Origin of the sequence: Rhodococcus sp. M8 (assembly GCF_015654185.1) — a bacterium.
Lineage (GTDB): Bacteria > Actinomycetota > Actinomycetes > Mycobacteriales > Mycobacteriaceae > Rhodococcus > Rhodococcus aetherivorans.
Map to the genome: position 1 here is coordinate 141726 of NZ_CP064065.1, position 20981 is coordinate 162706.

The window sequence follows — 20981 nt, forward strand, 5'->3', positions numbered from 1 at the left end:
GTTCCCGGGCCCCCGCTCATACGACGGATCCGGTGTAGACGTTCATCGAGTCGCCGCGGAGGAAACCGACCAGGGTCAGGCCGGACTCCGCGGCGAGATCGACCGCCAGCGACGAGGGGGCCGACACCGCTCCGAGCGCCGGGACGCCGGCCATCACGGCCTTCTGCACCAGCTCGAAGGAGGCCCGCCCGCTGACGACGAGGACGGTGTCCGGCAACGGGACCCGGTTCTCGGTCAGTGCCCAGCCGAGCACCTTGTCGACCGCGTTGTGCCGGCCCACGTCCTCCCGCAACGCCAGCAGGGTGCCGTCGGGGGTGAACAGCGCTGCGGCGTGCAAGCCCCCCGTGCTCTGGAAAACCTTCTGCCGCTGCCGCATTCGTGGTGGCATCGAGGCCAGCGCGCGGGCGGAGACCACGAAGCCGTCGGTCAGCGGGAACCGGGTGCGCCCGCGGATCCGGTCGAGGGACTCCTTCCCGCACACCCCGCACGCTGAGCTGGTGAGGAAGTTGCGGGCGCCCGCACCGTCGGGAACGGAGATCCCCGGCGCGAGGTGGACGTCGAGCACGTTGTAGGTGTTGGCGCCGCTGTCGTCGACGCCGTCGCAGTAGCGCACCACGGAGACGTCCTCGCGGCCGCCGACGATCCCCTCGGCGAGCAGGAATCCGTGGGCGAGTTCCACGTCGTGGCCCGGGGTGCGCATCGTGACCGTCAGGGCGCGGCCGTTGAGGCGGATCTCCAGCGGTTCCTCCACCGCGAGGCTGTCCAGTCGGCGTGCCTGCCCGTCCGCGGTGATCCGCAGGACGGGCCGGCGCGCGGTGACCCGCCCCATCAGTCGGCCCCGGCCTGCTCGAGTCGGACGACGATCGCCTTGGAGACCGGGGTGTTCGACTTCGTCGCGACGTGGTCGAGGGGGATCAGCGGATTGGTCTCCGGGTAGTAGGCGGCCGCGTTGCCGCGCGGGGTGTTGTACGCGATGATCCGGAAGTCGCGGACGCGACGCTCCTGCACCGCGCCGTCGGCGGGCCACTCGGACACGATGTCGACGAGGTCGCCGTCGGCGAATCCGAGTTCGGCGATGTCGTCCGTGTGGACGAACACGACCTTGCGGCCGTTCTTCACGCCGCGGTAGCGGTCGTCGAGCCCGTAGATGGTGGTGTTGTACTGATCGTGGCTGCGCAGCGTCTGCAGCACGAGCCGGCCCGGGGGAGTGGGCACCCACACCAGGTCGTTGACGCTGAAATTGGCCTTGCCGGTGTGCGTGCGGAATTCGCGGTTGTCGCGGGGCGGGTGCGGCAACTGGAACCCGTCGCGCCGGCGGACCTTGGTGTTGTAGTCCTCGCAGCCGGGCACGACCCGCCCGATCGAGTCGCGGATCAGGTCGTAGTTGCCCTCGAACGCCGACCAGCGGACCGGATGGTCGGGGCCGAACAGCTCGCGGGCGAGCCGGCAGACGATCGCGACCTCGCTGTGCAGCTGGTCGCCGACCGGCTGCAACCGGCCCCGCGACAGGTGCACCATGGACATCGAATCCTCCACGGAAACAAGCTGTTTGCCGCTCTCCTGGATGTCGAGGTCGGTGCGTCCGAGGGTGGGCAGGATCAGCGCTGTGCGCCCGTGCACGAGATGGCTGCGGTTGAGCTTGGTCGAGATCTGCACGGTCAGCTCGCAGCGGCGCAACGCCTCCTCGGTGGCGTGGGTGTCCGGGGTTGCGGCGACGAAGTTGCCGCCCATCGCCATGAAGAAGCTCGCTCGGCCGTCGCGCATCGCGCGGATCGCCTCGACGGTGTCGTACCCGTGCCTGCGCGGGCTCGTGATCCCGAACTCGAGGTCCAGCGCGGCGAGGAAGGACTCGGGCATCTTCTCCCAGATGCCCATCGTCCGGTCACCCTGCACGTTCGAATGCCCCCGCACCGGGCAGACCCCGGCTCCGGGCTTGCCGATCATCCCGCGCAGCAGCAGCAGGTTGACCGCCTCGGCGATGGTGGCGACGGCATGGGTGTGCTGAGTCAGGCCCATCGCCCAGCACGCCACGGTGCGTTGGGAGGTGGCCAGGTCCCGGGCGGTGGACCGCAGCTGCGCCTCGCTCAGCCCGGTGGCCTCGAGGACGGTGCCGAGGTCGACCGCGCGGACATGCCGCTCGTAGTCGTCGAAGCCGGCGCAGTGGGCCTCGACGAAGGCCCGGTCGATCACGGTGCCGGGCGCGGCGTCCTCCGCCTCGAACAGCAGCCTGCCGAGCCCCTGGAACAGCGCCATGTCGCCACCGAGGCGGATCTGCAGGAATTCGTCGGCGATGTCCGTGCCGTGGCCGAGCACGCCGTCGACGCGCTGCGGGTCCTTGAACCGGAGCAGCCCCGCCTCGGGGAGCGGGTTGATCGCGATGATCTTGGCCCCGTTCTCCTTGGCCTTCACCAGGGTGGAGAGCATGCGCGGATGGTTGGTGCCCGGGTTCTGACCGGCGACGAGGATGAGGTCCGCGTGCTCGAGGTCTGGCACCGACACCGAGCCCTTGCCGATTCCGATGGTCTCGACGAGCGCGCTGCCGGAGGACTCGTGGCACATGTTGGAGCAGTCCGGCATGTTGTTGGTGCCGTAGCTGCGGATCAGCAGCTGGTAGAGGAACGCGGCCTCGTTGCTGGTGCGGCCCGACGTGTAGAAGACGGCGTGGTCCGGGGTGGGGAGCGCACGCAGGTGGTCGGCGATCAGTCGGTACGCGTCGTCCCAGTCGATGGGGGTGTAGTGGGTCGCGCCGGGGCGGAGGACCATCGGATGGGTCAGGCGGCCCTGCTGCCCGAGCCAGTAGCCGGTCTTCTCCGACAGTTCCGCGACGGAGTGACGGGCGAAGAACTCGGGCGTGACCGTCCGTAGGGTGGCTTCCTCGGCGACGGCCTTGGCGCCGTTCTCGCAGAACTCCGCGGGCTTGCGGTGGCCGGGCGTCTCGGGCCAGGCGCACCCCGGGCAGTCGAAACCGTGCCGCTGGTTGAGCCGTGGCAGCGTGGCCGCCGTGCGGACCACGCCCATCTGCTCGTAGGCGCGTTTCAGCGACACCAGGACCGCCGGGACACCGGCGGCGTGGTCCTTGGGTCCGGTGACCTCGAGGTCGGATTCCACGATGTCGTGCAGCGGACCGTGTCGAGTCATGTGTCCATCCTCACCCGCGAGCGATGCGCATACCAGTTCGAACGCTACCGGTCGCCCCCGAGCGAGCGCTCGGCGGTGGGCAGTACCGGAGGCGAGCCGCCGTTACACGAAGTTCACCGGCGGCTCCCACGCAGATTACACACTGGGTTCACTCTCAGATGACGGTGATTAACAACATAAGACAGTCACCGCGACACGTACGAGGGGCGATCCCTCGGGACTGAACAAGGTGGACACCTATGGAAGAGGCAATCGCTGCCGCCGACACCGCCTGGATCCTCGCGGCCTTCACGGCGGTCTCGCTGATGGTTCCCGGGCTGGCGCTGTTCTACGGCGGCATGGTGAGCGTCCGCAGCACGCTCAACATGATCATGATGACGTTCGCGGGCTTCGCGCTCGTCGGAGTTCTGTGGGTTCTGTTCGGCTACTCGGCGGTGCTCGGAAACTCGCTCGGCGGTGCCGGACTGCTCGGCAACCCCCTCGAGTATCTCGGGCTCGGCCAGCTGCTCGAGGCGCCGGCCGAACCGGGACTCCCGCCGGCGCTGATAGCCGGATTCCAGCTCTTGTTCGCGGGCATCACGGTCGCCCTCGTGTGCGGCGCCCTTGCCGACCGCATGAAGTTCTCGGCCTGGATGGTGTTCGCCGGGCTGTGGGCGGTGCTGGTGTACTTCCCCGTCGCGCACTGGGTCTTCGCGTTCGACTCCGAGGACGGGTCCGTCGTCGGCGGCTGGATCGCCAACACCCTCGGTGCGGTCGACTTCGCCGGCGGCACCGCCGTGCACATCAACGCCGGCATCGCGGCCCTCGCGGTCATCATCGTCCTGGGCAAGCGGCGTTCGTTCCTGAATCCGCCCCGCCCGCACAGCCTTCCGCTGACCGTTCTCGGTGCCGGCATCCTGTTCTTCGGCTGGTTCGGGTTCAACGGCGGTTCCGCGCTCGCCGCGGACAACAACGCCTCGGTCGTCGTGCTCAACACCATCGCCGCGTCGTGCGCCGGCATCTGTGGCTGGCTGATCGTCGAGAAGCTGCGGGAGGGTCACGCCACGACCCTCGGCGCCGCGTCCGGCCTCATCGCCGCGCTCGTCGCGATCACCCCGGCCTGCGGTGCCGTCTCGCCGCTCGGCGCACTGGTCGTCGGTGCCCTGGCCGGTGCGCTGTGCTGCTTCGCGATCTCGCTGAAGTTCCGCCTGGGCTACGACGACGCTCTCGACGTCGTCGGCATCCACCTCGTCGGCGGTGTCCTCGGCACGCTGCTCATCGGTTTCCTGGCGGTGCCGGAGGCTCCCAGCGGCGCGGCCGGGCTGTTCTACGGCGGCGGAATCGGCCTGCTCGGCACCCAGACCGTCGCGGTGCTCGCGGTGCTGGCCTACTCCTTCGTCGTCACCTGGATCATCGCCAAGGGTCTCGACCTGGTGATGGGCCTGCGCGTCGATCCGGAGGCCGAGTACGAGGGTCTCGACGTCGTCGTGCACGGCGAGACCGCCTACGTGCTCGACGCGGTGGGCTTCACCGGCACGTCCCGTACGGAGGCGGCGTCGGTCGCGGAGGCGGCGACGGCACTCACGTCCAGGGCGGCAGCCGAGAAGCTCTGACCGAGGACCGACAACGGGTGAGGCCCCCGCTACCGCGGGGGCCTCGTTCGTCGTCGAGCGGGAGATTCTCGCGACGAGGGGGCAGTTGCCGCTGCCTGCACCCGCGATGCACCGCGGCGGTGTCCCTCTCGACGCGGAAACCCCCCCGCTCGTGGTGGAGAGCGGGATCAGTCCTGGTGTTTGTCCGGGTACGCGGTGACCGCGAGGAACCGGATGGGCAGGGTGACGAGCTCGTTCGGCCCGTGGATGCCCTCGCCGTCGAGCAGCAGGGCGTCGCCGGGTTGGAGCCGGTACTCGGATTCGCCGTGCCCGTAGACCATCTCGCCCTCGAGCATGTAGAGCAGCTCGGTCCCCGGATGCTGGAACAGCGGGAAGACCTCGCTCGCGTCGGTGAGCGTCACCAGCACGGGCTCGAGCCGCTTGTGCTGGCCCCGCAGCGTGCCGAGCAACTCGTAGTGGTGCCCGACGCGGGTGCCGCGGCCGACGATCTCCGCGCCCTGGCCGGCCTTGACGAACACCGCCTCGCGCTGCGCGTCGGCGCCGCGGAACAGCGACGTCACCGGTACGTCGAGACCTGCGGCCAGGCGGGCGAGGGTCGAGAGGCTGCACGACGTCTGGGCGTTCTCGATCTTCGACAGCATCGCCTTGGAGATGCCCACCTTCGCGGCCATGTCGCCCACGGAGAGCCCGCTGGCGATCCGCAACTTGCGGACCTCCTGTGCGATGGCGCGTTCCAGGTCCACCCCGGTCGGGGTGTCCCGCGGGACCTCCCGGCCCGGCGCGTCGTGCAGTACGGGGCGCTCGGGGCTGCTCATGTCCTCACTGTACGTGCTGTTTCCCGACAGTGGACGATCGTGCGACGGGCAGGCACACGGAACGAGCGAATGTGCCTTACCGTCGGACAGGCCGACGGTAAGGCACATTCGCTCGGTGGAAGGCGGGCAGCGGCTCAGAAGCCCTGGCCGGGCACCCAGTTGGTGCCGGCCAGTGGCACCCGCGCCATGGCGGCCGACTCGATGGTCAGGGCCACGAGGTCCTGCGGCTCGAGGTTGCGCAGGTGCGACTTGCCGCAGGCGCGTGCGATGGTCTGGGCCTCCATGGTGAGCACGCGCAGGTAGTTCGCGAGGCGGCGGCCGCCCTCGACCGGATCGAACCGGGCCTGCAGGTCCGGATCCTGCGTGGTGATGCCGGCGGGGTCCTTGCCGTCCTGGAAGTCGTCGTAGAACCCGGCGGCCGAGCCGAGCCTCTCGTACTCCGCCTGGTACCGGGGGTTGTTGTCGCCCAACGCGATCAGCGCCGCGGTGCCGATGGCGACGGCGTCCGCGCCGAGGGCCATGGCCTTGGCGACGTCGGCGCCGGACCGGATGCCGCCGGAGACGACGAGCTGCACGCCACCGGGGGTGCGGTGCATTCCCATCTCCTGCAGCGCCTGCACGGCCTGGGGGATCGCGGCGAGGGTGGGAATGCCGACGTGCTCGATGAACACGTCCTGCGTGGCGGCCGTGCCACCCTGCATGCCGTCGACCACGACGACGTCGGCACCGGCCTTCACGGCGAGCTTGACGTCGTAGTAGGTGCGGGTCGCGCCGACCTTGACGTAGATCGGCTTCTCCCACCCGGTGATCTCGCGCAGTTCGATGATCTTGACGGCGAGGTCGTCCGGGCCGGTCCAGTCGGGGTGCCGGCACGCGCTGCGCTGGTCGATACCGACGGGCAGGGTGCGCATTCCGGCGACGCGCTCGGTGATCTTCTGCCCGAGCAGCATGCCGCCGCCGCCGGGCTTGGCGCCCTGGCCGAGGACGACCTCGATCGCGTCGGCCTTGCGCAGGTCGTCGGGGTTCATCCCGTAGCGCGACGGCAGGTACTGGTAGACGAGGTGCTTGGACTGACCGCGTTCCTCCGGCGTCATGCCGCCGTCGCCGGTGGTGGTGGACGTGCCGACCTCGCTGGCGCCGCGCCCGAGAGCCTCCTTCGCCCGCCCGGACAGCGCCCCGAAGCTCATGCCGGCGATGGTGACCGGGATGTCGAGGTGCAGCGGGTACTTCGCGTGCCGGTCGCCGAGGACCACGTCGGTCTCGCACTTCTCGCGGTAACCCTCGAGCGGGTACCGCGACATCGACGCGCCGAGGAACAGCAGGTCGTCGAAGTGCGGAAGCTTGCGCTTGGCGCCCCATCCGCGGATGTCGTAGATGCCGGTCTCGGCGGCACGCTGGATCTCGTGGATGACGTTGCGGTCGAAGGTGGCCGACTCACGAAGTCCGGGCTGGAAGGTCATGGGAGTCTCCTGGGATGCGGTGCGGGCGGTGCGATCAGTACGCCGAGGCGTTGTCGACGTGGAAGTGGTAGAGCCCGCGGGCGGAGCCGTAGCGGGTGAACTCGGCGGGGTCGGCGTCGAAGCCGGCCGCCCGGAGGAGTTCGCGCAGTTCCTCGAGGTGCTCGGGCCGCATCTCCTTCTTGACGCAGTCCGCACCGAGGGAGGCGACGGTGCCGCGGACGTAGATGCGCGCCTCGTACAACGAATCTCCGAGGGCCTCGCCGGCGTCGCCGAGGACGACGAGCCGTCCGGCCTGTCCCATGAAGGCGCTCATGTGGCCGATGCTGCCGCCGACGACGATGTCGACGCCCTTCATGGAGATGCCGCAGCGGGCGGCGGCATTGCCCTCGATCACCAGCAGCCCGCCGTGGGCCGTGGCGCCGGCGGACTGGGAGGCGTCCCCGGTGACGCGCACGGTGCCCGACATCATGTTCTCGGCGACCCCGACCCCGGCGTTGCCCGCGACGGTGACGGTCGCATGCTTGTTCATCCCGGCGGCGTAGTAGCCGACGTGGCCTTCGATGCGCACATCGATCGGCCGGTCGAGCCCGCACGCGAGGGCGTGCTTGCCCTGGGGATTGGTCACGGTCACCGCGGCTGGGGCCTCGGTGGCCTGCAGTGCGGCGTTCAGTTCGCGCGTGGTGGTGACGTCCAGGTCGTACGTCGCCGTGGCGGGGAGCGTGTCGGTGGGCAGTGTGTCGGTGCGCAGCGTCTCGGTGGTCATGGGCGTCTCCGGCGTCGAAGAGATGGGGGAAGCGTCGGTGCTGGTCAGCGGTGCCATACGTAGACCCGCTCCGGCTCGGGCTCGAAGATGTGAGCGTCCGCGATGCCGGGCAGGCCGGCGAGGGCCCGGAACTCGGAGGCCATCGCGACGTACGCGTCGGTCTCGGCGACGATCGCCGGCTTGCAGGCGATCGGGTCGCGTACGACGGCGAACGAGTCGGACGTCGACACGAGGAGGGTGTAGAACCCGTCGAAGCGCTCCCCGAGCAGACGCAGGGCCTTCTCCAGGTCGGCGCCCTCGGCGAGGTGCTTGGCGACGAACCGTGCCCCGACCTCGGTGTCGTTCTCGCTGTCGAATGCCACACCCTCGGCCTCGAGTTCGCGCTTGACCGACAGGTGGTTGGAGAACGAGCCGTTGTGCACCAGGCACTGGTCCGGGCCGACGGCGAACGGGTGCGAGCCGGCGGCGGTGACGGCCGATTCGGTGGCCATGCGGGTGTGGCCGACGCCCTGCCAGCCGGAGGCGGCCGGGATCCCGAAGCGCTCGGCCAGCGACACCGGATCGCCCATGCCCTTGAGGACGGTCACGTCGCCGCCGAAGCCGATGATCGTTGCGCCGGGGTCGACGGCGCGGACGGTGTCGGCGAGCAACTGGGCCGGGACCGGCGCGTGGAGCACGGTGGTGGGGGGCAGGTCGATCGCGGTCACGGTCACGCCGAGTGCGGCACCGGCGGTGGCGGCGACGTCCGGGGCGGCGCCGAGCAGGGACACCGACGCGTGGCCGGCGGGGGAGAAGGTGGGGTCGCCGTAGAGGGCGACTCCGGCCGAATCCGGTCCCCGGTCGACCATCTGGCCGAGCATGCCGGTCAGCAGGCCACCCAGCCGGGGGGCGAGGGAGGCGTCACGCAGGTGAAGCCCGACGATTCCGCACATGGGTCGTCTCTCCTTTACAGGTCGTCGTTCGCGGTGGCCCGTTCGGACCGAACGGGTCAGAAGGCGGTCAGGTAGCTGTCGATCTCCCACGAGGTCACGGTGTTGTGCCAGTGGAAGAACTCCTCCCGCTTCAGGGAGGCGAAGTACTCGGCGACGCCCGGGCCGGCGGCGTCGAGGGCGCCGGTGACGACGGGGTCGGCGGCGAGCGCGTCCATCGCGTGCAGCAGGGTCATCGGCAGCGTCTCCGAGTTCGGGGTGCCGCCGGGTGCGCCGGGATCGAGCTTGCGGTCGATGCCGTCGAGGCCCGCCGCGACGGTCGCGGCGGCAGCGAGGTAGGGGTTGGCGGAGCCGTCCCCGCCGCGCAGCTCGACGCGGTTGCCGTCCGGAACGCGGAGGTAGTGGGTGCGGTCGTTGCCGCCGTAGGTGGCGTGCCGCGGCGACCACGTCGCGCCGGAGCTGGTCGCGGTGGCGCCGGTCCGCTTGTAGGAGTTGACGGTCGGGGCGATCACGCCCTGCAGGGCGCAGGCATGGTCGAGGATGCCGGCGATGAACGCGTAGGCGGTCTCGGACAGGCCGAGACCGCGGGGGTCCTCGGCGTCGGGGAAGGCGGAGCCGTCCTCCCGCCACAGCGACAGGTGCATGTGCATGCCCGAGCCGGTGCGGTCGGCGAACGGCTTGGGCATGAAGGTCGCGGTCATGCCGCGCTGCTCGGCGAGCACCGAGATCAGGTAGCGCAGGGTGACGACGCGGTCGGCGGTGGTCATCGCGTCGGCGTACTGGAAGTTCTGCTCGAACTGCCCGTTGCCGTCCTCGTGGTCGTTGGCGTAGTTGCCCCAGCCGAGGGAGTTCATCGCCGCGGAGATCGAGGTCAGGTGCTCGTACATGCGGGTGACGTCACGGGCGTCGTAGCAGGGCTGCCGGGAGGTGTCGAGCACGTCGGCGGTGCGCAGCGTCCCGTCCTCGTCGCGCTGGACGAGGAAGTACTCGATCTCGGCGCCGACCTTGACGGACAGGCCCCGTTCGGCCGCCTTGCCGAGAACCTCCTTCAGGATCACCCGCGGGGCGTAGGGCCAGGGCTTGCCCTCGACGTGGGGATCGCAGTGCACCAGCGCAAGGCCCGGGCGCACGAACGGGATCGGCGTGAAGGAGGTGGGATCCGGGATGGCGACGAGGTCGGGATCCTTGGGGACCTGACCCATGGCTCCGGCGGCGTAGCCCGCGAAGCCGACCCCGTCGGACTGCAGCTCGTCGACCGCCTCGACCGGGACGAGCTTGGCGCAGGGCTTGCCGGCGAGGTTGGTGAACACCGCGAGGATGAAGCGGGTGTCGGTGGCGCGGGCGAGTGCGGCGAGATCGGCGGAGCCGGCGGCATCGGCGGGGGCGTCCGTGGAGGGCAGACGCATCACGGGGAGGTCGGTGGCTTCGAGCGTCATGGGGACTCCTGGGGTTCGGCTGCGAAGTTTCATAAGGTGAATCGCTGTCGAATGCAATGAAACATAGCATGCATGACGGGCGTGTTACGCCGCCGTGAGTTTGTGGTGACGGTCCGGCTCGGCCCGCGCCGCTCGGGGGAGAAACGAATGTTCCTGACGCTGAGAGGATTCGGTTACACGCGTTAACGCGTTGGCAACCGTCGGTGCGTTTCATCTCATTACTGTCTGTTTCACGTCAGCGATCGACGTTCCGTCCTCCCCGCCCACGGCCGGTGCAGCCGGCCTCGTTCCTAGGAGCACTCATGGCAGAAACCACCACGGTTCCCGCATTCCGCGTCACCGCCGACTTCTGGAAGACCCTGCCCCAGATGTCCACCGAGGAATTCCCGGGCACCGAGGGCTTCATCGACGACGTCTATCCCAACCCCGAGGGGTCGGAGATGGCCGCGGGCTACTTCAAGCTCGCGCACACCGACGCCCCGCTGGACTACCTGTACGAGTACGACGAGATGAAGGTCGTCCTCGAAGGGGAGTTCCGCCTGGAGAACCTGGATACCGGCCAGGTCGAGATCGCCCGCGCCAAGGACGCGATCTTCTTCCCCAAGGGCTCGCGGATCCGCTTCACCACCCCCCACGGCGCCCTGGCGTTCTACGTCGGCCAGCGCACGTTCGCGCCGTAAGGATCCGGCCATGAGCGTCTGTATGGAGACCACCAGCGTGCCGCGCTGGGACGAGGAGCGGACCGTGGCCGACGGCGGCAGGACGGTCACCGTCCTGTCGTTCGGCGACGCCGCCACCGACCACGCCCGCCGCCTGGTGACCTCCTTCGAAGGCCGGCGAGTGAGCTGGCTACGGGCGCCCGCCACCTGGGGCGACGCGGCCGCGGAGGTGCTGCAGCGCCAGCTCTCCGCGGCCCGCGTCGGCTGGCGGCTCGTGCTGGTGGGCGACGAGGCCGCCGTCCTCGCCGCCCGGGCCGTGGCCGTCGCCGCGGGGGCGCTCGACGACGAGATCCTGCCCGAGGTGCTGACCACGGACACGCGCACGGTGTACTGCGCCCACTGCGGACACACTCACGATGCCACCGCCGCGATCGGGCAGACCAGCACGTGCCCCGCGTGTTCGGCGGAACTCGTCGTGTACCACCATGTTTCGCGCCACCACGGCGCATATCTCGGCTACCAGCTCGACGCGGAGGAAAGCTGATGACCCTCGTATCCGATGCCGGAACGGCCGTCCGGCGCAGCGACGCGACCCTCGCCCTCACCGTCGCCGAGGTGGCCACCGTCGCCACCGGAGTGCGGCACGTGCGGTTCGCCGACCCCACCGGTGCGCCGCTGCCGTCGTTCACCCCGGGCAGCCACGTCGTGCTCTCCTGCGGCGCCCACGACGACGGCCGGCCCCGCCGCAACTCCTACTCCCTGACCGGTCCGGAGCTCGAACCGCAGAGCTACTCGATCTCCGTGCGGCTCGACGAGACCGGCCGGGGCGGCTCCCGCTGGATCCACGCCCTCGAGGTCGGGGACGTCGTGGAGGTCAGCAGGCCCCGAAGTGCCTTCGCGCCGATCCTCACCGCGCGTCACCACATGCTCGTGGCCGGCGGTATCGGCGTCACACCCATCCTCTCGCACGCCCGCGCCGCCGCTCAGTGGGGCCGCTCCTTCGAGGTCCACTACACCTTCCGCGAGGGCGACGGCCCGCACCTCGGCGAGTTGCGCGAACTGTGCGGAGACCGCCTGCACACCTACCACACCCCCGAAGAGTTCTGGGCCGCACTCGGCCCGGCCCTGCTCGATCAGCCGCTCGGCACCCACCTGTACGTGTGCGGGCCCTCCGGTCTCATCGACGAACTCACCCGTCGCGCCCGCGGCGTGGGCTGGCCGGACGCCCGCATCCACTACGAGCACTTCGGTGTCGGCGACCTCGAGCCCGGAACCCCGTTCACCGCGTATCTGCGCCGCACCGGGGTCGACATCGCCGTGAACTCCGGCGTGAGCCTGCTCGAAGCGCTCGAGGCGCGCGGGGTACCGGTGCCCAACCTGTGCCGGCAGGGGGTGTGTGGCGAGTGCCGGATCCCGGTGGCGGACGGCGCGATCGAGCACCGCGACCTGTACCTGACCGACGCGGAGAAGCACGCCGGCGACTGCATGATGCCGTGCGTCTCCCGCGCCGGCGGCGAGCGATTGGAGCTGGACCTGTGACTGCCGCAACCGAATTCGAGGTGCTCCCGGAACGCGTCGCGCGGTTCCCGTTCCCCTTCCCGCGGGACACCTACCGGTACAGCACCAACGTCGAGCCGGCCGGGACCCGCGCGGACACGGCGGCCGGCGGCTGGGGCGAGCACCCGGTCGACATGGACGGCTTCCTTCTCGACGAACTCGCCGAACGACGGCGCGTGCTCGACGCCGACCCGAGCCGCTTCCAGGCGCTCGGGCACATGGAGGTCGCGCAGTGGGACGCGATGCTCACCCTCATGAAGATGCTGGCCGAGGCGTACCCGCAGACGTTCGTGCTCGACCGTGACGGCACCGTCTGGCGGTGGAGCAACCGCGCCCTCGACCTCGAGCAGGCGTTCGTCTACGGGCAGTCCGCCACCCTGCCCGAGCCGCCGCTGCTGTACATCGGCCGGCAGATCCAGGAGGACGTCGTGCTGCTCGATCAGCGCGACGGCGCCCTGTGGGGTGACGCGGGCCTGGTGACGTTCGCCGCGGACTGGTCGCTGCGCTTCGACGTCGGGATGAGCTTCCTGCAGATCCACGGTCCCGTGCCCCGCATCCACACCGAAGGGGTGATTACCCGCGCCCAGTCCTTCCTCATGGGACTGCACGCCGGGCAACGGTATCGGCGCACCAACTGGACCCTCACCGTGGACCGCCGGCTCGACACGGCCACCGAGACGTATCCCGAATGGGGACGCGATCGGCGCCTGCTCGCCGAGGGCCCGCTCGACGACGTCGGCCGGCGCCTGCACCTGCGGGTCGAGGTGCAGCACCTGATCCGGCTCGGCGCGTCCGGCGCGATCATGTTCCTCATCCGCACCTACCTGCTGCCCTTCGAGGAGATCTCGCTGGTGCCGGAATGGGCCGACCGGCTCTACCGGGTGCTCGAGGAACTGCCCGAGGACATGGCCGACTACAAGGGCATCACGCGCACCCGCGAACCCGGTCTGAAGTGGTTGCGCGAGTTCGGAGGTGTGCGGCCGTGAAGAACTCGGGATTCGTCACCGGTGCGGTGCCCCCGATCGATCCGGGCGGGCGCATCCACCTGCTGTTCAGCCTCGGCGACTGCGCCGACGCGCGGGCCGCGGTGACGGCCTGGGCGGCGCAGGCACTCGCCCTCGGCCGCGTCGCGACCACGGTGCCGAACGCGAGCGCGGACGAGGTGTCGCGGCTCGTGCGTGAGGCCCGCGCCGGTGCCCGCGTGCTGATCGCCGGCCCGCGGCGTGAGGCGATGGCCGCGACGGCTGCGGCGCGCACCGCCGGCGTGCTGCCGTGCGAGATGACCACCTACGTCACCGCCGCCGACGGAGTGTCGCTGTTCTGTCCGCACTGCGCCACCACCCAGTCCGTCGACGCCGCTCCCGGGGCGGTCGTCGCCTGCGGTTCGTGCGGCCTGGACCTCGAGATCCGTCCTCATCTGTCGGGACATCACGGCACCTACCTCGGCGCCGTGGCCTGACCCGCCATCGGAAAGGAACCTTCGTGACCACCTCCGTCGTCAGCGACCTGTCCTGCCTGCCGTGGCCTTTCCCCGAGGGCGACAGGACGTTCCGTTACGCCGTGAACGTCGAACCGGCGCCGCGCCGCACCGAGACCGCCGCCGGGGCCTGGGGCGAGCACATCGTCGACCTGGGCAAGAGCCACGACGAGTACGTCGAGATGATGCGGTTGCGTCGCTCGATCGTCGAGGCCGACCCCGGGCGCGTGCAGATGCTGCCGCACATGACGCCGGCGTGCTGGGACCTGATGCTCTACTACATGCGCGACATGGCGGCCTCGTTTCCCGACGTCATGCACCTCGACGTCGAGAATGGCGGATACCGCTGGCGCAACGACCTTCTCGGAATCGATCAATGGTTCGTGCCGGGGGATTCGGGCACCCTGCCGGAGCATCCGCTGGTGTTCATCGGGTGTCAGCTGCCCGACGACGTGCTGCTGGTGACCGAGCGCGACGGGCACCTATGGTTCGACGCGGCGCTGGTCACGTCGTCCGCCGACTGGTCCGTCAAGTTCGACATCGGCATGAGCCTGCACGAGATCCACCGGCCCGTTCCCGGCCTGACCCCGAACGGGGTGACCGACCGCGCCGAGCAGTTCATGCGGCGCCTCACCACCGAGCGGCCGTACCGGCGGGTGAACTGGACCTTCTCCGCGGTCGGTTCGCGGCGCCGGGACACCAGCCTCGAGACGATGCCCGAGTGGATGGACGACATGCCGCGGCTGATCGCCGAACGCGACTGGGGCCGCATCCAGCTGCGCATCGAACTCGAGCACCTGATCCGCCTGCCGATGACGGGGGCGCTGGTGTTCAACATCCGCACCTACATGGCACCGCTCGAGGAGATCGCGCAGGTCCCGGCGTGGGCCGAGCAACTCGCCGACATCGTCGAGGAACTGCCCGCCGAGATCGCCGCGTACAAGGGCATCGACTCCTACCGCATGCCGGCGATGGCCTGGCTGCGCGAGCGGACGCGCGCCCGGGCCGCGTAGTGGCGCACCGGATTCACCGGCGGCCGGTACGGTGACGGAGGGAGGGTCTCCGGCGAGGGGAGAAGCGAGCGTGCGAGCGTGGAGCGGACCGGTCGACGGCGGCATCGCCGTCCTGGGTGCGGGCCTGAGCGGACTGTCGCTGGCGGCCCATCTCGCCGCCGTCCCGGCGCGACCCGGCCCGGTGGTGCTCGTCGACGACGGCGCCCGCGACATCCGTGACGCCGGCTGGGCGTTCTGGTCCCGCCGGTCCGGGCTGCTCGACGCGGCCGTCTCCGCGCGGTTCGCCCGGATCCGGGTCCATGCGGGCGGACGGGCCCGCACGCTCGGCCTCGGCCGGTACCGGTACGGCGTCGTCCGCGGAGCCGACCTGGCGTCGGTGGTCGGCGAGGTTACGGACCGAGTCGACGACATCGGGCTCCGCACCGGCCGGGTGACGCAGGTGCACGACGGGGCCCGCCCGCGTGTCGCCCTGTCCGACGGCACGGAGCTGCACCCCGAGTGGGTCTTCGACGGCCGGGGCCCCGACGCCGACGACCGGGGGACGAGCCCCGATGCGTGGCTGGACTTCCGCGGGTGGCGGATCCGCACCGAAGCTCCCCTGTTCGATCCCGACGTCCCCACCCTGTTCGACTTCCGCACCGATCAGCGCCGGGCGGCGTCCTTCGTGTACGTGCTGCCCACCGATACCCGGCACGCCCTCGTCGAGCACACGAGTTTCGCGCACCCCGACGGCGGGCCCGTCGGCACCGCCGCTCACGACGAGGCGCTCCGGGAGTACCTGGCGGCCGTGCTCGGCGCGGACGAGGACACCTACATCGTGGAGGCGGACGAGTCCGCACGGCTTCCGTTGGCGTCGCGGCCGCCCGCGCGGCGCAGCGGCAACATCGTGCGCATCGGCGCCGCGGGCGGAATGCTCAAGGGCAGCAGCGGATATGCGTACCAGCGGATCCAGTGCGACAGTGCGGCGATCGCGCAGTCGCTCGCCCGGCACGGGCATCCCTTCGACGTGCGGCCTGCTCCGTCCCGGTTCGCCCGGTACGACCAGGGGCTGCTGCGGGCCGTCGTCGAGCGGCCCGCGGTGCTCGAGCGCGCCTTCGCGGGGCTGTTCGACCGGTCCTCCGCGGAGCCGATCCTGCGGTTCCTCGACGAGGAGTCGACGTGGCGCGACGAGGCGGCGCTGTTCGCGTCGCTGCCCGCAGCCCCGCTGCTCAGGGCGATGGCCGGCCGCTGACCGTCCCCGGGTGGTACCGCGCGACCGGCCGCGGGCGACCCGGTCGGGCCCGGCTCGTTCGATCGGCGAGGTACCGCGCTTCACCCTAGGGTTGGGCGCGTGTCGGACTCGGTGGGCGCAGCGCTGCTGGCGATCGCCGCGGCCTTGTGCATCGCGGTGGGTACGGTCGTGCGTCAACGCACGGCGGCCGGTGTGCCGGACGACGCCGTGGGCACGCTGGGCCCGATCACCGCTCTCGTCCGCAACCCCGTGTGGTGGCTGGGCACCGTCGCCGGCGTCGGGGGATACGCCTTCCAGGCCGCGGCGCTCGGCCGGGGCTCTCTGCTGCTCGTGCAGCCGCTGCTGGTGCTGTCACTCCTGTTCGCGCTGCCACTGGGTGCCCGCCTCGCCGATCGCAGCGTCGGCCGGAGTGAGTGGCTGTGGGCGGCGGCGCTCACGGGGTCGGTCGCCGTGCTCGTGGTGCTGGGGAATCCCCGGCCGGGACTCGCCCGGGCCGAGCCGCTGCACTGGGTGCTCACCGGTCTCGTCGGTGCCCCGCTGGTGGCGGCCGGTCTGATCGCCGCCCGGCGGGTGCGCGGCGCGCGCAAGGCGCTGCTGCTCGGCGCCGTGGGCGGCGCCCTGTTCGGGGTCTCGGCCGTACTGACCAAGGGAGTGGTCGACATCGCGTCCCGCGGTGTGCTGCCGCTCGCCACCGCTCCCGAACTGTGGGCGCTCCTGCTCCTCGCCGCGGGGGCGGTGACGGTTCAGCAGGCGGCGTTCCAGGCCGGTGATCTGCGGGCGTCGCTGCCCGCCACCACCGTCCTGGAACCGGTCGTGGCGTCGCTGCTCGGATTCGTGGTCCTGGGCGAATACCTCGAGGCGGACCGCGCCATGAGTGTGGTTCTGGTCACCGCGGCGGCGGTGATGGTGGCCGCGACGGTCGCCCTCGCGCGGGGTGACGCGGCCGCGTCGTCCCCCGACCAGGAGGTATGTCCTCCGGGGGAATAGCCCGGCCGGCGGCGCCGCCCACGGTCTCGCGAACCTTCGACAAATCTCACTCTTTGTTGGCATGAATTTCGGTGGCGCGGGGTACTCCCCGGTCCATGAGATCGACGAACCGAGAATCGGCCCTTCGGGGCGGTCCCGGCGCGTGGATCGAAGTGAGCGAAAGGTCGCAGACTTTCGTCCGGTCCGCTCGCACTGCGTGCGAGCCTGCTGTCAAGGAGAGCCCCGTGCCATTGTCACCTCACCCGCTCCGGCCGACCGTCGATGTCTGGAACTGGCAGATGCAGGGCTTGTGCCGCGGCGTCGACTCGTCGGTGTTCTTCTCGCCCGACGGCGAACGGGGCCGAGCGCGGTACCAGCGAGAGTCGAAGGCCAAGGAGATGTGCCATCGGTGCCCGGTCATAGAGCAGTGCCGCGAGCACGCGCTCACCATGGGCGAACCCTACGGAGTGTGGGGCGGGATGTCGGTCTCCGAGCGGGAGAAGTACGTGCAGTCCCGGAGACGGAAGATCGCGAGCTGAGCCGGATTTCGCCCGGCACCGACCCCCGGTCGGTGCCGGGTTCACGTCTCCGGATCCCCTGACGGCTCCGGGATGTCGCCGCCGCCGGGGTCGGCCCGGCCGTGGAGTCCGACCAGGCTGAGCACGTGGTGGGCGGTGCTGCCGGGTGGCGCCACCAACGTGACGGTGGAGTGCTGCTTGGCCGCGCGGTCGCGGGCCGTCGAGAGCAACGAGACCCCGGCGGAGCCGAGGTTGGTGACCTCGCTCAGATCCACTGTCACCGACAGTGTTCCGCTGTGGGATACGGCGTCGAGGCACCCCTTCAGGATGGGCGCGGTGTCGATGTCGATGTCTCCCCGCACCGCGAGACGACCGGGTTCGGTTTCGGCGACGGCGAATTCGGGCGAGACCTCGGGACGGCCGACGATCGCGCCTTCCGTGAACTCTGTGACGACGCGGGCGCTGCGGGTGAGCCGGAACGTGACCGTCGCGGTCGTGCCCGTGTCGTCGCTGTCGACGACGAGGTCGTCGGCGAAGATCCGGACCATCGTGAGCCCGCGGCCGCGGCTGGTCGGTAACCGATGTGGCTCCGGGGTTTTCGCGGGGGCCTTCCAGCGGCCCCGGTCCCGCACGCGGACCCGGAGGCAGCCGTCGCCGTCGAGCGTTCCGTCGATGTCGACCGGGGCATGCCCGGCGTCGCCGCCGGAATAGGCGTGCTCGACGACGTTGGACACGAGTTCGGAGACCGCGTGCTCGACGGCCACAGTTCCGGCATGGTCGGCACCGATGCGCACGAGCCATCGCCGCAACGACGTCCGTGCCGACCTCGGTGCCTCCCGGTCGGCGTGGAGCCGAAGCTCCAGGGGATCCGGCATGGCCGTGCGCTGAGCGGCCACGATGGTCACGTCGTCGCTGTATCCGGTTTCCCGGAGCAGGAATTCGAGGATCTCCGCGCACACCCGATCCACCGTCCGGGCGCGCGTGTCCGGGATCGGGAACGACCGGCCGGCCACGCTCAGGGCCGCCCGCTCCGCGAGTTCGGCGGTGCTCGCCGGCGGGGGCCGGCCGGGGCGCTCGATCAGTCCGTCGGTGTAGAGCAGCACGACGTCGCCGACGGCGAGGGCGTCGGTGGCGACGGGGAACGTCGAGCCGGTACCGATCGGCGTTCCGCCCGAGAGTGGGAGGTATCGGACCGCCCCGGCCGGGCTCGCCACCAGCGGCGGGGGATGCCCGCTCGTGCAGTAGCGGACCCGGCCGGTGGCGGTGTCGAGGACGACGACACAGACCGTCGCGGTGCGGGCGCCGGGGACGTGCGCCGAGAAGGCGTCGAGGGTGGACAGGGCGGCGGCGACGTCTGCGCCCGCGAGGATCTGCTGGCGCAGCACCGCGCGGAGCTGCCCCATCACGGCGGCGGCCTCGACGCCGTGCCCGACGACGTCCCCGGTGATGAGCGCGAGTTCGCCGTTCGCAAGGGCCAACGCGTCGAACCAGTCGCCGCCGGCGGCCGTGTCCTCGGCGGCGACCAGGTAGGCGGCCGCCACCTCGGCCCCCGGCACGACCGGGACGGACGGCGCCAGCAATGCCTGCTGCATCACAGTCACCGCGTCGCGGGCCTGCTCGTACTTCTCCGACATCAGCTGGGCCCGTGCCTCGGCGCCGCGCCGGGCCAGGACACTGTCGGTCACGTCGGAGGCGAAGAAGAGCAGCCCGGCGACGCCGCGGTCGGGGTCGCGGCGGGGGGCGATGGTGAAGTCGAAGTAGCGCTCCCGGACCACGCCGCTACCGTCGGTATCGATCTGCAGGCGCCACTCCTTGGCGGTCTCGGCGACGCCGGTCGCCGCCACCCGGTCGAGCAGCTCGAAGAACTGCTGGCCCTCGAGTTCCGGTACGACCTCGCGCACCGGCCGGCCGAGGAGGTCGTCGCGCCCCAGCAGCGCCCGGTAGGCGGCGTTGGTCGCGACGTACACGTGATCGGGTCCCTGCCACGCGCCGAGGGCGAACGGCAGTGCTTCGAACACGCGGAGAACCGTGTCCGGCTCTCCCGTGGCCGAGAACAGGTCCTCGCCTTCCGGCATGCCGTGTACCTTCTCCGGTTTCCGCGGTGAAGCGTCACCTTCAGTTCTATACCCCTCCGGGGCTTCGGTACAGCGGCGTGCCGGCCGGCCCGGTTCGTCAGCGCATCTCTCCGGCCCCGACGTACGGATTGAGGCTGGCGAGCGGTTTGCCCTCGGCGAAACGGGAGTAGCGGAAGTCGGCGCCGTCGACGGCGGCGTCGCTGCTGATGCCGTCGAGCAGGAGGTCGGCGGCGAGACGGCCCACGGCCGGGGAGATCTTGTAGCCGTGGCCGCTGAAGCCCACGAGCAGGAACAGCCCAGGGGCGGGGGACGGCCCGATGACCGGGTTGTAGTCGGGGGTGGTGTCGTAGCACCCCGCGTACGACGAGGCGAGCCGCGGATCGGGCATGGCCGGCAGCAGCCGGTCCAGCTTCGCGATGGCGGTTTCCACGAACGGGTCGTCGGCGCGATTGACGTAGTCGTCCGGGTCGGCCCACTCCGGGGTGGAGTGGTCGCTGTTGCCCACCAGCAGGTCCCCGTTGGGCTCGCGCCGGATGTACTGCAGGTTCACCAGGTCGGAGAAGGTGGGGATGTCCGGGGTGGGTTCGCCCTGGTCGACCAGCAGGAGTTGTTCCCGCTGGGCCCGGATCGGGATGTCCACCCCGGCGGTGGCGCCGAGCGCCGGCGACCACACGCCGGTCGCGAGCACGACGGTGCCCGCGTGGATCTCGGAGCCGTCCGCGAGCCGCACACCGTAGACCTCGCCGCCGTCGCGCTGCAGGAGCGAGGTGACGGTGGTGCTCTGACGCACTCGCACGCCGAGGGCACGGGCGCGGGTGCCGTAGGCCATTCCGGTCATGTAGGCGTCGCCGTGGCCGCCGAGGGGTTCGTACGCGAAGGCCGCGAAGGGATCGAGGGCGATTCCGGGCAGCAGCCGGCGGACCTCGTCGGCGTCGATCGTCTCGACGGGCACACCGAGGGAGCGGTGCATCTCGACGTTGGCGGCGAGTGGGGCGGTGTTGTCGGGCCCGACGCCGACGACGTATCCGGTCTGCCGGAAGCCGATGTCGGTGCCGAAGATCTGCTCGGCCTCGGAGAAGACCTGCACGCCGTGCCAGGCCATCGCCGCCAGCGACGGAACGCCGTAGTGGCAGCGGACGATGCCGCTCGACTTGCCGGTCATGCCGGAACACAGAGTTCCGCGTTCCAGGACGAGAACGTCGGTTTCGCCGCGCTCGGCGAGGCACCAGGCCGCAGCCAGGCCCTCGAGTCCGCCGCCGACGATGACGATGTTCGCGGTTTCGGTCATCGTGCTTCCTCACAACTCGCAACAGGGGGTGGTTTCGTGCTGAGAAACAGTGTTGCACGAAATG

Annotated in this window: 19 protein-coding genes; 10 read left to right on the top strand and 9 right to left on the bottom strand. The window is 70.7% G+C overall.

What is annotated here, in order from left to right; translation table 11 throughout:
- Positions 1–16: 16 nt before the first annotated feature.
- Complete coding sequence (gene fdhD, locus ISO16_RS00650; protein ID WP_072635031.1) at positions 17–829, bottom strand: formate dehydrogenase accessory sulfurtransferase FdhD; 813 nt, start codon at positions 827–829, stop codon at positions 17–19.
- Entirely contained in the window at positions 829–3138 is a 2310-nt protein-coding gene (locus ISO16_RS00655) for an FdhF/YdeP family oxidoreductase (protein WP_072635032.1), read from the bottom strand. Before ISO16_RS00655 ends, fdhD begins: the two co-directional genes overlap by 1 nt.
- Before the next feature lie 239 nt (positions 3139–3377).
- Between ISO16_RS00655 and ISO16_RS00660 the strand changes: the two genes are divergently transcribed.
- A complete protein-coding gene (locus ISO16_RS00660; protein ID WP_072635033.1) occupies positions 3378–4730 on the top strand; it encodes an ammonium transporter in 1353 nt (450 codons plus the stop codon).
- A gap of 167 nt (positions 4731–4897) precedes the next feature.
- Here ISO16_RS00660 and ISO16_RS00665 read toward each other — a convergent pair whose 3' ends face one another.
- From ISO16_RS00665 to glnT, 5 genes are all read right to left on the bottom strand, one after another.
- Positions 4898–5545 carry a helix-turn-helix domain-containing protein gene (locus ISO16_RS00665; RefSeq protein ID WP_029543111.1) on the bottom strand — a complete coding sequence of 216 codons (648 nt, stop codon included), beginning with the start codon at positions 5543–5545 and terminating at the stop codon, positions 4898–4900.
- A 134-nt stretch (positions 5546–5679) separates the two neighbouring features.
- On the bottom strand, positions 5680–7005 hold the full coding sequence (locus tag ISO16_RS00670) for an FMN-binding glutamate synthase family protein (RefSeq protein ID WP_072635034.1): 1326 nt from the start codon (positions 7003–7005) through the stop codon (positions 5680–5682).
- Between the two features lie 34 nt (positions 7006–7039).
- The gene (locus ISO16_RS00675) at positions 7040–7768 is read right to left on the bottom strand and encodes a protein glxC (protein ID WP_072635100.1); all 729 of its coding nucleotides are present in this window, start codon (positions 7766–7768) and stop codon (positions 7040–7042) included.
- Between the two features lie 44 nt (positions 7769–7812).
- Positions 7813–8700, bottom strand: coding sequence for a glutamine amidotransferase (locus tag ISO16_RS00680; RefSeq protein WP_072635035.1), 888 nt, complete (start codon positions 8698–8700; stop codon positions 7813–7815).
- A gap of 56 nt (positions 8701–8756) precedes the next feature.
- A complete protein-coding gene (gene glnT / locus ISO16_RS00685; protein WP_072635036.1) occupies positions 8757–10133 on the bottom strand; it encodes a type III glutamate--ammonia ligase in 1377 nt (458 codons plus the stop codon).
- Between the two features lie 302 nt (positions 10134–10435).
- Between glnT and ISO16_RS00690 the strand changes: the two genes are divergently transcribed.
- From ISO16_RS00690 to ISO16_RS00730, 9 genes are all read left to right on the top strand, one after another.
- Complete coding sequence (locus tag ISO16_RS00690; protein WP_006937276.1) at positions 10436–10813, top strand: cupin domain-containing protein; 378 nt, start codon at positions 10436–10438, stop codon at positions 10811–10813.
- 10 nt (positions 10814–10823) lie between these two features.
- Positions 10824–11336 carry a dimethylamine monooxygenase subunit DmmA family protein gene (locus ISO16_RS00695; RefSeq protein WP_230304459.1) on the top strand — a complete coding sequence of 171 codons (513 nt, stop codon included), beginning with the start codon at positions 10824–10826 and terminating at the stop codon, positions 11334–11336.
- Positions 11336–12331, top strand: a complete 996-nt coding sequence (locus ISO16_RS00700) for a PDR/VanB family oxidoreductase (protein WP_072635038.1) — start codon at positions 11336–11338, stop codon at positions 12329–12331. The genes ISO16_RS00695 and ISO16_RS00700 overlap by 1 nt, the downstream gene beginning before the upstream one ends.
- The gene (locus tag ISO16_RS00705) at positions 12328–13335 is read left to right on the top strand and encodes a heme-dependent oxidative N-demethylase family protein (RefSeq protein WP_072635039.1); all 1008 of its coding nucleotides are present in this window, start codon (positions 12328–12330) and stop codon (positions 13333–13335) included. Before ISO16_RS00700 ends, ISO16_RS00705 begins: the two co-directional genes overlap by 4 nt.
- The gene (locus tag ISO16_RS00710; RefSeq protein WP_006937269.1) at positions 13332–13808 is read left to right on the top strand and encodes a dimethylamine monooxygenase subunit DmmA family protein; all 477 of its coding nucleotides are present in this window, start codon (positions 13332–13334) and stop codon (positions 13806–13808) included. Before ISO16_RS00705 ends, ISO16_RS00710 begins: the two co-directional genes overlap by 4 nt.
- A 23-nt stretch (positions 13809–13831) precedes the next feature.
- Positions 13832–14839 carry a heme-dependent oxidative N-demethylase family protein gene (locus ISO16_RS00715; protein WP_029543122.1) on the top strand — a complete coding sequence of 336 codons (1008 nt, stop codon included), beginning with the start codon at positions 13832–13834 and terminating at the stop codon, positions 14837–14839.
- A 70-nt stretch (positions 14840–14909) separates the two neighbouring features.
- Positions 14910–16070 carry a lycopene cyclase family protein gene (locus ISO16_RS00720; RefSeq protein WP_072635040.1) on the top strand — a complete coding sequence of 387 codons (1161 nt, stop codon included), beginning with the start codon at positions 14910–14912 and terminating at the stop codon, positions 16068–16070.
- 99 nt (positions 16071–16169) lie between these two features.
- Positions 16170–17057 carry a DMT family transporter gene (locus ISO16_RS00725; RefSeq protein WP_072635041.1) on the top strand — a complete coding sequence of 296 codons (888 nt, stop codon included), beginning with the start codon at positions 16170–16172 and terminating at the stop codon, positions 17055–17057.
- 278 nt (positions 17058–17335) lie between these two features.
- Entirely contained in the window at positions 17336–17575 is a 240-nt protein-coding gene (locus tag ISO16_RS00730) for a WhiB family transcriptional regulator (protein WP_044476011.1), read from the top strand.
- Positions 17576–17616: 41 nt separating this feature from the next.
- Here the strand turns inward: ISO16_RS00730 and ISO16_RS00735 are convergent, their stop codons facing one another.
- Positions 17617–19629 (bottom strand): SpoIIE family protein phosphatase, encoded by a 2013-nt coding sequence (locus ISO16_RS00735; protein ID WP_072635042.1) that lies wholly within the window; start codon positions 19627–19629, stop codon positions 17617–17619.
- Between the two features lie 97 nt (positions 19630–19726).
- On the bottom strand, positions 19727–20917 hold the full coding sequence (locus ISO16_RS00740; RefSeq protein ID WP_006937253.1) for an NAD(P)/FAD-dependent oxidoreductase: 1191 nt from the start codon (positions 20915–20917) through the stop codon (positions 19727–19729).
- Positions 20918–20981: the final 64 nt, after the last annotated feature.